The organism is Novipirellula caenicola (genome assembly GCF_039545035.1).
Lineage (GTDB): Bacteria > Planctomycetota > Planctomycetia > Pirellulales > Pirellulaceae > Novipirellula > Novipirellula caenicola.
In genome coordinates this window covers 143,010-157,886 of the sequence record NZ_BAABRO010000006.1, presented here as the reverse complement: position 1 = coordinate 157,886, position 14,877 = coordinate 143,010, and the positions used below count along the sequence as shown (strand labels likewise).

General features: G+C 55.5%; 9 protein-coding genes. All 9 read left to right on the top strand.

Going from position 1 to position 14,877, the window contains the following annotated elements; all coding sequences use genetic code 11:
• Nucleotides 1-214: 214 nt before the first annotated feature.
• The 9 genes from ABEA92_RS14440 to ABEA92_RS14400 all read left to right on the top strand — a co-directional run bounded on the left by ABEA92_RS14440 (nt 215) and on the right by ABEA92_RS14400 (nt 14,602).
• On the top strand, nt 215-595 hold the full coding sequence (locus tag ABEA92_RS14440) for a hypothetical protein (RefSeq protein ID WP_345684549.1): 381 nt from the start codon (nt 215-217) through the stop codon (nt 593-595).
• 106 nt (nt 596-701) lie between these two features.
• Nucleotides 702-1,070 carry a hypothetical protein gene (locus tag ABEA92_RS14435; protein WP_345684548.1) on the top strand — a complete coding sequence of 123 codons (369 nt, stop codon included), beginning with the start codon at nt 702-704 and terminating at the stop codon, nt 1,068-1,070.
• A 154-nt stretch (nt 1,071-1,224) separates the two neighbouring features.
• A complete protein-coding gene (lepA, locus tag ABEA92_RS14430; RefSeq protein WP_345684547.1) occupies nt 1,225-3,021 on the top strand; it encodes a translation elongation factor 4 in 1,797 nt (598 codons plus the stop codon).
• A gap of 116 nt (nt 3,022-3,137) precedes the next feature.
• A complete protein-coding gene (locus tag ABEA92_RS14425) occupies nt 3,138-6,290 on the top strand; it encodes a WGR and DUF4132 domain-containing protein (RefSeq protein WP_345684546.1) in 3,153 nt (1,050 codons plus the stop codon).
• 2 nt (nt 6,291-6,292) lie between these two features.
• Nucleotides 6,293-7,429, top strand: coding sequence for an ATP-binding protein (locus tag ABEA92_RS14420; RefSeq protein ID WP_345684545.1), 1,137 nt, complete (start codon nt 6,293-6,295; stop codon nt 7,427-7,429).
• A 62-nt stretch (nt 7,430-7,491) separates the two neighbouring features.
• The gene (locus ABEA92_RS14415) at nt 7,492-9,888 is read left to right on the top strand and encodes a DUF5682 family protein (RefSeq protein ID WP_345684544.1); all 2,397 of its coding nucleotides are present in this window, start codon (nt 7,492-7,494) and stop codon (nt 9,886-9,888) included.
• Nucleotides 9,875-11,041: a VWA domain-containing protein gene (locus tag ABEA92_RS14410; RefSeq protein WP_345684543.1), complete on the top strand. Its 1,167-nt coding sequence runs from the start codon at nt 9,875-9,877 to the stop codon at nt 11,039-11,041. Before ABEA92_RS14415 ends, ABEA92_RS14410 begins: the two co-directional genes overlap by 14 nt.
• Before the next feature lie 5 nt (nt 11,042-11,046).
• Nucleotides 11,047-13,116 (top strand): hypothetical protein, encoded by a 2,070-nt coding sequence (locus tag ABEA92_RS14405; protein WP_345684542.1) that lies wholly within the window; start codon nt 11,047-11,049, stop codon nt 13,114-13,116.
• Between the two features lie 19 nt (nt 13,117-13,135).
• Nucleotides 13,136-14,602, top strand: a complete 1,467-nt coding sequence (locus ABEA92_RS14400; RefSeq protein WP_345684541.1) for a tagaturonate epimerase family protein — start codon at nt 13,136-13,138, stop codon at nt 14,600-14,602.
• Nucleotides 14,603-14,877: the final 275 nt, after the last annotated feature.

The window sequence follows — 14,877 nt, the reverse complement described above, 5'->3', positions numbered from 1 at the left end:
TGACGACGGGCAACGGTTTCTTCCATAGCATTCGCCGCAATGCCGGGATGAACGCTGTTACCGTTGTCGTCTTGTCGCGCCCGCGGCCCTCGGCACAGCCATTGCACTTCGCAGTGCTGCGTTGGACACAAGCGGCGTGGGTGCTACATGGAACCGCATCACGGACGCTCCGTTTTGTCGGTAACGTCGTTCCTTGTCAAAAAAATCGATCATCATGACAATACGCGCCAAACCGTTAACACAGCGTGCCACTTACCCTTCGTCGTGGATTCGTGTGCAACCACGACAAGCCTGCGATTTGACGTTCGAAATCGCCGACAACGTCAACGGAATGCGGGTCGATTGGGCGGGACACCAACCTCGATTTCGCGTCTACAGCCAAATCGACGACAACACGGTCGTGGTCGAAGTGACCGATCCGCAACGTTGTGCATTCGAACAGGGGGGAATTTGGCGTTTGCAATTGACGGCGGAAGAGACCGAGGCGTTGCCCGTGGGAGGCATGCGATTCACGTTGGAACATCGCGAGCCGTCGGGCGAGTATTTGCAGGGGATCCAAGGTGGAGTCAGTTGCTGCAACCCCTGCGGTGATTGACGTCCGTAGCGGAACTGCAATCAAATTTGCGAATTTGTTCCGTTGGTGCGGAAAATACGGTGTAGGGTTAAGTGGTTGCACGTCCTCACTTTCCGATGGATCCGACATGTTTCGACTCACGTTTTTCCTGGCGTTAACGCTAGGAATCAGCCTCAGCAGCGAAGTTCAGGCACAGAACTGCCCCACGCATTCGCACCGCCATCACTGGCAATCGCCAGCGTCATCGCCAGGCTTTAGCATGCGTGCAACGCAATACCACGGCCGCAATCACGGCGACATCCACAACCCGTACGGCTACCCGTTTTACGGCTACGGATACATCAACGATCCCTATCAATCGGGCAGCTTTCGAGCTCCCGATCTGTTGGATGATCCCTATTTCAACGCTCGGCACAAATTCGACAGCCATTTTCCGGGCCGTTATTCTCGCCGCCCCCCACTAGAGTTCCGCCATCCGATGCAAGATCCTCGGTAGCCATCGCGAGGAAAAAACGCTTTCAACCAGCCCGTGATTGCCCGGCGGACGACTTCGAGCCGCTTTTTGGTCCCTGTCGTTTTTTCACTCGATGCACTACGATTGTCAGTTGCGCCGCACGCCAACTCCGACAATCCCGAGTGAAATCCAAAGCATGAAACGCATCCGGAACTTTTGTATTATCGCCCATATCGACCACGGTAAATCGACGCTTGCCGACCGATTGATCCAGGCGTGTGGCGGGGTAACGCAGCGTGAGTTTCATGACCAAATGCTCGACTCGATGGACATCGAGCGAGAACGTGGGATCACGATCAAAAGCAATACGGTCACGCTGAACTATACCGCCACCGACGGCCACGACTATCAATTGAATCTGATTGATACGCCTGGCCACGTTGATTTTTCGCACGAAGTTCGCCGCTCGCTGATGGCATGCGAGGGAGCCTTGATGGTCGTCGATGCCTCGCAAGGCGTCGAGGCACAAACGGTTGCCAATTTGTATCTCGCGATGGAATACGATTTGGAATTGTTGCCGGTGATCAACAAGATCGACTTGCCGGCCGCCGATGTCGAACGCGTTCGTGAAGAGATCGATTCGGATCTTGGGCTCGATCCGTTTGCCGCGATCCCGGTTTCCGCAAAAACGGGCGTCGGTATCGACAATGTTTTGCAAGGCATTGTCGAACACTTGCCGCCGCCCAAGGGCGATCCCGAGGCCCCGGTCAAAGCACTGGTCTTCGACGCTCACTTTGACAAGTACCGCGGTGTGATCCTGCAGTGCCGTGTGATGGAAGGCACACTGAAACCTCGCGATACCATCCACTTTATGCATGCCGATCGCGACTACAAAGTCGACGAATTGGGGTACAACCAATTCAAACTTGTCCCCAAAGACCAACTCAGCGCCGGTGAGGTCGGCTACATCGTCGCAGGCGTCAAGAGTGTTCAAGACATCGAAATCGGCGATACGATCACGCTGTTGGATCGGCCGGCGGCGGAACCGATTCCGGGTTACCAGCCCGCCAAACAGGTCGTGTTTTCGTCCGTCTATCCGATGAGCACCGATGAGTATCCGGATCTCACCAAGGCGCTCGAAAAATTGTCGATCAACGATGCGGCGTTGACGTTTGAAAAAGACAGTTCCGCCGCGTTGGGATTTGGATTTCGCTGTGGTTTTCTAGGACTGCTGCACCTCGATGTCATCCAAGAACGACTGCAACGCGAATTTGATCTGGGGCTTGTCATTTCCGCTCCGTCGGTGAAGTACCGCTTGGAACTCAATGACGGCAGCACCTTGGAAGTCGACAACCCAAGCTATTGGCCCGATCCAACCAACATCCAATCGTCGAGCGAACCGTACATCAAAGCGTCGATTTTGATCCCCGAAGAGTATGTCGGACCGGTGATGGAATTGTGTCGTGAACACCGTTCCGAAAATCAAACGATGAACTATTTGTCGGCGGGTCGGTTGGAAGTGATCAGCGAAATGCCGCTGGGCGAAGTGTTGTTTGATTTCTATGGCAAACTAAAGATGATCACGCGTGGGTACGGATCGTTTGACTATGAACCGATCGAATATCGTCCCACCGATGTGGTGAAGGTCGATATCTTGGTGAACAAGGAACCGATCGACGCCCTTTCGTATCTGGTCCATCGCGACAAAGCTCGCACCCGCGCCCTGCATTACTGCGAACAGTTAGCCGAAGCGATTCCACGGCATCAGTTCAAGATTCCGATCCAAGGTGCGATCGGCGGAACGATCATCGCGCGTGCCACGATCCAGCCCTACCGCAAAGACGTCACGGCGAAACTGTATGGCGGTGACGTGTCGCGTAAAAAGAAACTGCTCGAAAAGCAGAAGAAGGGCAAAGCAAAAATGAAGCAATTCGGCAGCGTCAACATCCCTCAAAAAGCCTTCGTCTCGGTGCTCCGCGCCGACAAAGATTAACGAAACCGCCAATACGGAGGCCCTCCGTTGATGGCGAAGCCCTCTGCGCTCTGGCATAATACTCGGCAATCGAAGCCGTTCGTAGCGCCAACTTGCCTTGTAGGGAGTCGCAAAGGATGTCCAGCCGCCAGCTTGTTTTTTCAGACGGAAAGTCTCACAAATTCTGGAATATCGAATTGGAGGGCCAATCGCACACGGTGACGTTTGGCCGCGTCGGAACCAGCGGCCAATCGCAAACCAAAGAGTTTGATGATGCTGCGGCGGCTAAAAAATCGTTCGACAAACTGGTTCAACAAAAAGTCAAAAAGGGGTACTCCGACTCCGATGTGACCGCAACTTCGTCGGCGGCAACCACCAAGTCGCCAGCCCCGAAATCGACGACAAAATCGACCAAAGCCGCCTCAAAAACCGCAGGTGGCAAATCGGCCGCCGGCAAATCAGCTGCCGGCAAACCCGCGGCCAAGACCGAAGCTGCCGCCCCGGCGGCCGACGTGGTGACCGAGATCACCCACGTCATCGATCTTGAACCGGCCGATTGGGCTTTGGCCAGTTTTCGTGCATGCAAACCTCTTGAACGCGGCGAACCGAAGCCCGCCGACATCGATGCGGGCGTCAAGCGATTTACCAGCTTGAGAACCACCGACTATGGTTGGACGATTCCCTACGAAAAACTGAAATTGCCATCGATCTTGGCTCCCGAAGAGGCGCACTTTTGGTTGTGCTTGATGACGGGCAACCCCAGTCGCTTGGAAAACAAGGCTGCTCTGGAGAAATACGCCGAAAAGATTGTCAAGGCAAACAAATTCACCGGAAAGGTCTCGGTCGATGAAGCAACTAATCTGGTCAGCAAGGTCGAGCGACGCGTTCCTCAGCCATTCATGCAACCGCTGTTTAGTCTGTTCAGCGCCGACGAGTGTTTGCAAATTCTGATCAAGGCAATTCAAGGGTACAAGAAAAAACAAAGTTACGATAAATCCGAGTTGATGCGGTCGCTGTGCAACAGTTTTCGCAGCCACGTGCTTCCCTATTTGCAGCCGAGCGAGATCGATCAACTGCAAGCACGGATTCGCAAGACGTTCAACCCGCAATTTGAACCGGCCGATTCCTACTCGTCTTACCCTGCCGAGCATTACCTTGCCGCGATGTTAGGGATGCACGACGAAATTCAACAAGTTGTCTCGAGTTGGGAGGACGACCGCTACCGCCGCAGCGACGAGTGGATCGATCACTATCATCGTCCTCAAGCCTTGCTGTTTGGGCTCGGAAGTGCCGAGCAGGTGGAATCCGAATGGCGGCGGCTCGGACTTCGCATCAACACCCCCGAAATCGCACGCGGCTTTTTGGCTTGTACCGAATTTTCGGCACTCGATGTCGTTGCCGATCAGATTTGTCGACAAACCAACAAGGACGATTGCACTGCGTTGTTGAAAGTCCTCGGGCTCGTCCGAGCCCCCGAAGCGGCCGAACCGATGTTGCAGTGCCGGTTAGAGGCCAAGACGCCTGCGTTGGCACGCGACTGGATGGCCCACGAGATCGGCAACGCCGTCTCGGGGTTGATCGACACGGCGGGATCCAAAGGCAAACTTGCCGACGCTGCCATCGAGTACTTGCGATCGGTCAAACGCATCGGTTTGGAATCGGTGATTGAAGATGCGGTGACGAAGGCCGGCAAAAAATCCGAAGGCGCCGCTCGTGTCCAACGCGACGTGCTCGATTTTGAAGAGAAGACCTTTGACCCGCTCGATGAAAAAACAACGCCCAAATGGCTGCGTGACGCATTGGCGACGGTCGAATTGCCGCGTGTTCCCAAATTGCCACCGTGGGCCAATGCTGCTCACCTGCCGCCGCTGACGATCGGCGACCAACGACTCAGCGACGAGCAACTGCTAACCGTGCTGCACGTTTTGGCGGTCACTCCGGTCACCGAACGGCATTCTTTGCTAACCGCGATCAAACAACACGTTGACAAAGGCGTGCGTGATGCGTTTGCATGGCGATTGTTTGAACTTTGGCAAGAAGACGGATCGGTCTCAAAAAACAAATGGGCGATGGGGACCATCGGCCACATCGGCGACGATGGTTGCGTGATGAAATTGACTCCGATGGTCCGCGTTTGGCCTGGGGAAAGCCAACACGCTCGAGCCGTCTTTGGGTTGGAGTGTTTGCGAGGTGTCGGCACCAACACGGCGCTGATGCAGTTGTCCGGGGTCGCTCAGAAATTGAAATTCAAGGGACTCAAAACCAAAGCAGCCGCGTTTGTCGAAGACATTGCCAAAGAAAAGGGAATGACTCGCGCGGAACTCGAAGACCGGGTGATCCCCGATTGCGGTCTCGATGAAATGGGACGACGCGAGTTCTCCTTTGGCTCACGATCGTTCTCGTTTGTACTAGGCGGCGATCTCAAACCGATGGTCCGCGACGAGGCGGGCAAGATACGCCCCAACATGCCCAAACCAGCAGCGAAGGATGATGAAACGATCGCTAACGAATCGCTCAGCGAATGGAAGCTAATCAAAAAGCAAATCAAAGAGGTCGCCACGCTGCAGGCCGGACGACTCGAGCAAGCGATGGTCACCGGTCGTCGTTGGTCGGTCGACGATTTTGAATCTCTGCTGGTCAAACATCCCTTGATGACGCACTTGGTACAGAAATTGATTTGGGGCTCGTTCGACGCCAAAGGCAATCGCTTGGGCCTGTTCCGCGTCACCGAGGAACGTGACTATGCCGATGCCAACGACGCCACGGTCGCGATCGACAAGGCGGATCAGATCGGGCTGATGCATCCCTTGGATCTTTCCGAAGACGAGCGCAGCACGTGGGGCGAAGTGTTAAGCGATTACGAAATCATCACTCCCTTTCCACAGCTCGGACGCGAAATCTATCGGTTGGAAAAAGGCGAAGAGAAAACCAGGCAACTTGATCGATTCTCGGGACTGTCGTTGGCAGCACCGACGATGGTGTTCACGCTGGAAAAACTCGGTTGGGTCCGTGGGGTGGCCATGGATGGAGGTTGCTTTGACGAGCATTCCAAACAATTTCCCTCGGCGGATGTCACTGCGGTCGTGCACTACGATGGCGTGGTGGGCATGGGATACATCGATCCCGATGAAATGTTAAAGACCGAAACGATTCACTTTTGCAAAGGCATGCGGGATCCGTCGGGATATGGCTGGGGCAGCGAAAAACCGCTCAAACTAAGTGAAGTTTCCCCGATCGTGCTCAGCGAAGTCATGGCGGATCTTCACGTGCTGAAATCGAAAGCAAAATAGCGATGGCCAAGAAAAAAGCGGGTTCCCGAAAATTGCAGGGCGAATCAAACGGAGCGTCCGCGTCGCAGCAACGTCCTCCGGCGGAGGTCTTGTTTGCCGACGAACTTGCCGAATTGGCCAGTGCCTCGGCGGACGATCCGAAACCGCCGGGTTGGCAGATGTCGCCGCGTGCGGTGTTGTCGTTTGTCTTGGGCGACGCGTCACAAGGCCGACCACCTAAATTTGTCGGGCGGCGTGCGTTCCTGGAACGGTGTATCGTCTCGCTGGCTACCAACCGCGGACTGATGTTGATCGGTGAACCGGGGACCGCCAAAAGTTACTTGAGCGAGTTGTTGACCGCAGCGATCAGCGGCGATTCGACGCTGACAATCCAAGGCAGTGCGGGGACCACCGAAGACAACATCCGTTATTCGTGGAACTATGCATTATTGGTCGCGGAAGGGCCGTGTGAGAATTCGCTCGTACCTGCGCCGCTGTACTTGGGGATGACGCATGGAAAATTGGTTCGGTTCGAAGAGATCACGCGTTGTGCTTTGGAAATCCAAGACGTGCTGTTGTCGGTGCTCAGCGACCGCGTGATGGCGATCCCTGAATTGCCCGAACAAAGTCGCAGCTTGTACGCACGAGCTGGTTTCAATGTGATTGCCACTGCGAACACGCGTGACCGCGGAGTCAACGAGATGAGTGCGGCGCTGAAACGGCGATTCAATTTCGAAACGGTGCATCCGATTGCCGATATCGGCGAAGAGATGCAATTGGTCCAGCGGGAAACCAACCGTAATCTCGATCGCTCGCAAGTCCCGGTGACGATCGATCAAGATTTGACCGAATTGTTGGTCACCACGTTTCGTGAACTTCGCCAAGGCAAAACGATCGAAGGTCAAGGCATCGATCCACCGACCACCGTACTCAGTACTGCCGAAGCGGTCGGCACGGCCTATGCCGCCGGCGTGCATGCGTATTATTACGCCGACGGCAAAATCGAACCGACTCATTTGGTTCGCCATTTGGTCGGCAGCGTGCTGAAGGACAATCCCGACGACCTGAAAAAAGTCCGGCACTATTTCGACCATGTGATCAAGAAACGCAAGCACGGTCGATGGAAGGACTTCTTTGATGCTCGTGATGAACTGACTTGAGCTCTGCGTGAATCACTCCTCGACAACTCGCACACGGATTTTTGAAAAGAAGATAGCGTCGGATGCCAAACCGCGATCCAGCACCGGATGATCAACCGCTGATCGATCGGCTGTGTGATACCACAGCGGACGTGGTCTATTTCCCCGTCCGTCACCACAGCCCGGCATGTGCCATGTTGATCGCTCAGCTGATCGAAACACTCCGCCCAACCGCGGTGTTGATCGAAGGGCCGAGCGACTACAACGAACACCTTGGCGAACTGCTGCTCGACCATCAGTTGCCGATCGCGATCTACAGCTATTTTCGAGCCGGAGTGGCGGCCCGCGACGAGCAAGCCGAAACCGAGCTGACGCACCAAGGGGTGTACTATCCATTTTGTGAATATTCACCGGAATGGATCGCGATCCAGCACGGGCATCGCATCGATGCCGAGGTCCGTTTTATCGATCTGCCGTGGTCAGAAAGTGCCGGCGATGAACGTGCGTCACACCGTTATGCCGACGCCGAACTGCGTCGTGGACGCTACGTCAACGCGTTGTGCGAGCGGCTGCAAGTCGAAGATTTTGACGATCTTTGGGACCGGCTGATTGAGTCGCATCAGACGCTTGAGCCAGCGGATTATGTACGTCGCACTCATTCATTGTGCTGGAACATTCGCACGTGGGAACCCAGCGTGAGTGTTAGCGACCGTCGACGCGAAGCGTTTATGGCAGCCCAAATCGCGGCGACGTCCAAACAAACCCGTGGCCAGACCTTGGTCGTGACCGGCGGTTTTCACAGCAGTGCGTTGCTGGCTCGAAACGAAGGCTACGCGTGTGCAGGAATCGATGATCCGCCTCCGAGTGAAGCGGCACAGCAAGTGATCGCGGCCATCATCGATCGCGGAATCGCGTTGACAACCTATTCCTACGAACGGCTCGACAATCTAACCGGTTACAACGCGGGGATGCCCAGTCCGGGATTTTACCATCACGCTTGGACGCAACGAAATCGCGACGAACCGTTTGACCACCAACCCTTGTTGACTGGATTGGTGGGCGCGCTGCGGAACCGAAAACAGACGCTCAGCACGGCGGATTTGATCGCCGTCCAAACGTCGGCTCGGGCGCTAGCCGCGTTGCGGGGACGCCACCATGTGTGGCGACGAGATTTGATCGACGCGGTAACGTCATCGCTGATCAAAGACGAATTGGAATACGATTGCGAATCCCCCTTTATCGATGCCGTGCATGCGGTGCTGCGAGGTGACCAGCGTGGGCGATTAGCCAGCGGAACTCGTACTCCGCCGTTGGTCCAGGAAATCCAGCATCAAATTACCTCACTTGGCCTCGCACCAACGCGGCGGAGCGAATCGATCGAACTGGATCTATTGGATGCCGCTGATGTACAAAAAAGTCGACTGCTGCACCAATTGAGCGTGTTGGACATCAAAGGATTTCGCCGCGAAGGGGGAACCGACTTTCTCACCCGAGGTGAACTCGAGCGGCTCTGGGAAACATGGCAGCAGCGATGGACTCCCGAGTTTGAATCGTCCTGCATCGAAGCGTCTCGCTACGGCACCACGATGACCGAGGCGGTGGCCGCTCGATTGACTGAACAATCTCGTCAACACCAACGCGACGCTGCGATGGCAGCCGAGTTGTTGGTCAAAGCATCGCAGTGTGGCGTTCATTCGCTATCGAAATCATTGCTCGAATCACTCGAACGTCTGATTGCAACAGAACCTCGCTTTGTCGAGGTCGCTCAATCACTCGGACACTTGTTGTATTTGTATTGCTTTGATGAAGCCTTTGGGACGACCCGTTTGCCTCAGCTGCAGAACTTGGTTCGTCAATCATTTGCGAGATCGCTATGGTTGCTCGAATCATTGGGCAAGCAAACTGCCGCGGATGGTTCGATTTTGCGAGGCATTCAAGCGATGCTGGAAACGTATCGACGCATCGGCGACGTGTTGGATTTGGACGAGAATGAATTTGCGGGGGTGTTCGCTCGAATCCAAGCGGACGCTCACAAACCACCGAGCGTGCGAGGGGCCGCCGCAGGCATCCTGTGGACGATTGGCCGGGCGAGCCCCGATCGAGTGCTCGAGGATCTGATGTTCTTTGCCAAGCCCGAGCATTTGGGTGACTTTCTAAATGGTTTGTTCACGCTGGCCCGAGAGGTCGCTCAGCGGCATCCGCAATTGGTTTGTTCGATCGACCAAGTTCTGCTGCGGTTTGGCGGCGACGAATTCCAAACCGCATTGCCGTCGCTGCGGTTAGCATTCACCTCGTTCACGCCTCGCGAAAAGCATCACATGTTGTCCACGCTGTTTGATTCACTTGGACTCAAACCGTCGCAACCGCTAAGCCCATTGCCCGCCGACGAAGCGACCGCCGCCGATGCGTTAGCGATTGAAGATCGGCTGTTCGAATCCATTGCCAAATATGGACTGGAGCAAATCGATGGCCGACTCTGATTCGAATCGCTCGCATGCATCGGAAACAACCACCCAGCGTCAGGCACGATGGCGATTGGTAATGGGATCAGGCAGCGAACAATTGTGTGGGGGGCTGTCGCCGGAACAACAACGGCAAGAAGAATGCTTGGGGTTTCTGTATGATCGCGAAGGACGTGGTCAAAACGTACGCGGCAAGGACGGCAATCGATCCGGCAGCCTCGACGCCAGCTCGTTGACCGTGCCTGAGTGGATCAACCAAATCCACGAACTGTTCCCAAAATCGACCATCGAACGATTGGAAAAGGATGCACTTGAGCGATATCAGCTTGACGAGATGGTAACCAACCCGGATGTGCTTGCGCGTGCTCAACCGAACCAAACGTTACTCAAGGCGGTGCTGCGAACTAAGCACTTGATGAATCAAGACGTATTGAAGGCGGCACAACAACTCGTTCGCAAAGCGGTCGAGCAGTTGATGGAAGAAATGGCCCAGCAGGTTAGCAGTGCGTTCGAAGGGGCCGTCGATCGACGCCACCGTTCCTTTCTACGCATCGCCAAAAACTTTGATGTGCAAACGACATTGCGACGAAATTTGAAGCACTACGATCCCGAGAAACGGCGTGTCTTGGTGGAAACGCCGTACTTTTATTCACGCGTACGGCGACAGGTCGATCGTTGGCAAATCATTATCCTGGTCGATGAATCAGGCAGCATGCTCGACAGCGTCATTCACTCGGCCGTCACCGCAGCAGTGTTTTACAGCATGCAAATGATGAAGGTCCATCTTTGTATCTTTGATACTTCGGTCGTCGATTTGACCGACCAGATCGTCGATCCGGTGGAAACATTGATGAAAGTTCAACTCGGCGGCGGAACCGATATCGGCCAGGCGGCCGCTTATGCATCCACGCTGGTGGAAAATCCGCAACGCACCATCGTGGCGTTGATCACCGATTTTTACGAAGGCGGTCCCGCCGGACGGCTCTACGCGGCCGCTCGCCAATTGGTCGAAAGTGGCGTCACGTGTTTAGGCTTGGCCGCATTGGATGGACAAGCCGATCCGACGTACGATGAACAAATCGCCGCCCAGTTGGTCAAAATCGGTTGGCATGTCGCGGCAATGACTCCCGGTGAACTCGCTCAATGGGTCGCCGAAAAGGTACGGGCGTAACCACAATGACACGAGTCGATCTGCTGTCGCTGTCCACGGACGATTTGGCCTCGCTGACAAACCGAGGCACGGTCAAACGCGCCCAACGCGAATTGGACGATGGCGATTGGCGTTACGAAATCGACCAGCCCACCGACGATGCTGCGGTCCACGATTTAATCGTGACTTGGTCCGATGGAACGGTGTGCCGATTTGTGGCGGGGCAGACGATTCACGAAGCCCAATGTTCCAGCGGTTCGATAGGAATCAGCCGTCATGTCGTGCGATCGGTTCTGGCTTATCAACGACACATGGCGAACGAGACCGCCGCGAATCAAGGCGAAGACGACGAAAATTGCGGCGATGCTCTCGCGGTCCACGAGAACATCGGCACCGCAGAAGCGACGACCGCGTGGGATCCTGGACAAATCCCCGACGAGGAGTTGATTCACCATTTTCGCAAGGCCACGATCACGCGTGCCAGGAAGGTGTTCGACGACGGCGTGCTGGTCGAGTTGACGCGTGGCGAGAAACCGACCGCTCGATTTCTGCATGAATCCTGTACCGTTCGTTTCCCGGTGCCGGGGGACGCTCGCTATGCACGTGCGGATTGTTCGGCCACGATGCTGCCACAGTGGACGGCGATGGCGGTATGGGCGTTTCGCGAACTCGATCCACAGCGAAACGCGGGTCTAATCGCACTGGGGCAAAACGAGTTGCCCGTCCCTCACGATGCACTGGACCGGCTCGACGAACTGATGATCGAACTATGCAGCGATGGGATCTCCGGTTGCAGCGCAACGTGGCCCCAGCGTTTATCACGCCTGGAAAAACAATTGCGAACATGCGGTCTGGTATGGCCTGCCGAACTGGTGCTGCAGCTGATCCACCAACATGAACGTTACATCCAGAAGGATGCGAGATTCAGTCCAGTGGAAACCGTCCGGTTGCTTGGCGAATTGATCGCGCGGTCGCGATCGATTCGGTCACAAAACGGGTCGGTGCCTCAGCCGCTCGTGCGAGGCAACAAATCCGATCGCCGCACCGACATCAAGGCGGGACGATTGGTCGGATTGGGCCTTGGCGTTCGCCCGGGACGTTCGCAGACCAAGATGCTCGCCTATTTCCAAGACGTCGATACCGGTACCGTCGTTGCAGTGCAGCGGGTGTTTGCCGATCCCGAACCGAACGCAAAAACGACGGCGAAGTCGTTTTCGGATTTGGCTAGCCATTCACTCAGCCGCGGCGTGTCCTTGGGCTCAGCAGCGATGTCGCAATTGATGCTAGGCTCCGGAAAACGCACCGCCACCGATGAATTGATCCTGCCGCGAACCAGCGGAAAACTGACGACCAATCCTCAATCGTTTCAGTGGGAACAATTACAACCTCCGCTGGCGATGGATCATTTCCAACAGGCACGAGAGCGATTCGAACGTTTGCCTCCGGATTGGTTGCGACCGCTTCGGCACACTGAGAACCTACACGTATTGAAGGTCACTCGGATTACCGATTCGGATTTTGATGTCGTTCATCAACGACTGACCGCGACGATGCATGATGCCCATGACGAGACCGCTCGAATCGTGTTTCCCTATCACCATCGCGGCGATGCGGGGTTTACCCAATTGCAGCAGATGCTGGCCACGCGAGGCGAGGACGCACGCTTTGTCTGTGGCCATGTCCGCTGGGTGCACCAGCAACTGGAAATCGAGCCGATCACGATTGTGTTTGAATCGGACGACCGGACGCGTCAGGCCATATCCACTTGGATCGGCGGTGGCGACACGCACGCTCAAACCGAGACGCAAGCAGTGGATTCATCGCTGTCTTCGCCGCAGTCATCGATCAAGGATTTCCTAACCACGCTCAACATCCAGCTGAGCGAAATCCTGCTCACTGGACTCACCCAAACGTCCGAACAAGATTGGCGGGCGTTGTCCGAAGCGGCAGAGCGACTCGGCTTCGTGCGACTCAACCAACCGATTCGCAAATTGAGCGAAGAACTCGCCAAACGCAGGAACCAACTTCGTTGGAACCCGTTGTTGGCCGCACGCACAACCGGCCAATTGTGCATGTTCAGCCGAATGTTGGAATAGATCGGCAGTCCGCCGCCCGATGAAACGTCCTGATCATCCACGCCGGTGCCGGCCGCATTCATCGATCGCCCGGCCATGTTCACGCCGTATAGCGTTGTTGGCGGCGGCGGAATGGCCTAATCTAGACGCTGGCCAGGTTAAGAATGGACATGCAAAAGTCAACCACGGCTATGGGCCACTGACGAATGTATGGCAGAATACGTCCTTGTTTCATCCCACCTTTAAAGAGAGATCGATGCTCGTAATTGAAAAATACACCTTTGGCGTTGGCGACCGGTTTGCACATCAAGCGGCTGCTCAATTACGTGCGTTCGAGCAACTTGCCCAAGACGGCGTGGACGTCGCGCCGGTATGGAACAAATCCAATCGCGAACACACCTTTGTCGGGTCGAAGCCGCAAAGCGTTTACGATGCGGCGAAAAATGCGGTCGAAACTCGAGGTTGGAACAAGCCATGGCACGTCGATGCCGACCATATTCAACTGGCAACGGTCGATCCCTTCATCCCTTGCAGCGACTTCTTTACGATCGACGTGGCCGATTCGATTGGCAAGTCGGCACCCCAAGAGGAAATCGCTGCGTTTGTTGACCGCCACCCCGAACTTGTTGGCACCTTGACGCTCGACGGTTTGTCGTCACCGCTGGAGGTCAGCAAAGAAGACGTCCAACGCGTCGCAGAGCAATATTTGTTGGCCGTCAAAGAAGCGGGTGAAATTTATCGTCACATCGCCGACGCAAAAGGCGCCGACAACGTGATCGCCGAGATCTCGATGGACGAAACGGATTCGCCGCAAACACCCCCTGAGTTGCTGGTCATCCTGGCTGCGATTGCCGACGAGAAAGTCCCGGTCCAAACGATCGCTCCCAAATTCACCGGTCGTTTCAACAAAGGCGTCGACTATGTTGGCGATTTGAAACAGTTCGAGCGTGAATTTAATGACGATGTAGCGGTGATTGCACATGCCGTGAAAACCTATGGACTTCCTGAAACGTTGAAGCTAAGCGTTCACAGCGGCAGCGATAAATTCAGCCTGTATCCGATCATCCGCGAGTGCCTGCAACGCACCGGTGCTGGTTTGCACATCAAAACCGCCGGTACCACCTGGCTCGAAGAGATCATTGGGTTGGCCGAAGCGGGTGGCGATGGGCTGGCTCTGGCCAAAGAGATCTATGCTTACGCCCTCGAGCATGTCGAAGAGTTCTGTGCTCCGTACGCCAGCGTCATCGACATTGACAATAGCAAGCTGCCTGACGCGGAAACCGTCAACGGTTGGTCGGGTCCTCGTTTGGCCAGTGCGATTCGGCATATCCAAGACAACGAGCACTTTAACGCTCACATGCGGCAACTGCTTCATGTCTCGTTCAAGGTCGCGGCAAAACACGGCCAACGCTACACCGATCTGTTGAAGCAGAACCAAGAGATCGTCGGCAACGAAGTAACCAAAAACATCTACGAACGTCACTTGCGTCCGCTGTTCGTCGGCTAAAACTCGCCGCAGCAAGTAGGCATGCCGTGAAACGTTTCCCGTGGCTATCGACGCCAGACGGTGGTGATTCGCATTCGCGCGGCAATCATCCACGCTTTGGCGAGCATCAACGCACTGGCGAGCGTAGCTACCTAACACAAATGCGTTAACGTGCCGCCTCGGGAAGCGTCACGGTGCTAGCCGCAGCCGCGAACCATCTCGTTGGCCGGGTTGGGCAACGATTTCCGGCACGCTGTTTGGCTTGTGAGGCGTGAGATTCTGGGAAATTTCCCGGC

Coding starts and splice junctions, on each gene's coding strand:
- ABEA92_RS14440 (WP_345684549.1), top strand. CDS start 215: ATGACAATACGCGCCAAACCGTTAACACAGCGTGCCACTTACCCTTCG.
- ABEA92_RS14435 (WP_345684548.1), top strand. CDS start 702: ATGTTTCGACTCACGTTTTTCCTGGCGTTAACGCTAGGAATCAGCCTC.
- lepA (WP_345684547.1), top strand. CDS start 1,225: ATGAAACGCATCCGGAACTTTTGTATTATCGCCCATATCGACCACGGT.
- ABEA92_RS14425 (WP_345684546.1), top strand. CDS start 3,138: ATGTCCAGCCGCCAGCTTGTTTTTTCAGACGGAAAGTCTCACAAATTC.
- ABEA92_RS14420 (WP_345684545.1), top strand. CDS start 6,293: ATGGCCAAGAAAAAAGCGGGTTCCCGAAAATTGCAGGGCGAATCAAAC.
- ABEA92_RS14415 (WP_345684544.1), top strand. CDS start 7,492: ATGCCAAACCGCGATCCAGCACCGGATGATCAACCGCTGATCGATCGG.
- ABEA92_RS14410 (WP_345684543.1), top strand. CDS start 9,875: ATGGCCGACTCTGATTCGAATCGCTCGCATGCATCGGAAACAACCACC.
- ABEA92_RS14405 (WP_345684542.1), top strand. CDS start 11,047: ATGACACGAGTCGATCTGCTGTCGCTGTCCACGGACGATTTGGCCTCG.
- ABEA92_RS14400 (WP_345684541.1), top strand. CDS start 13,136: ATGAAACGTCCTGATCATCCACGCCGGTGCCGGCCGCATTCATCGATC.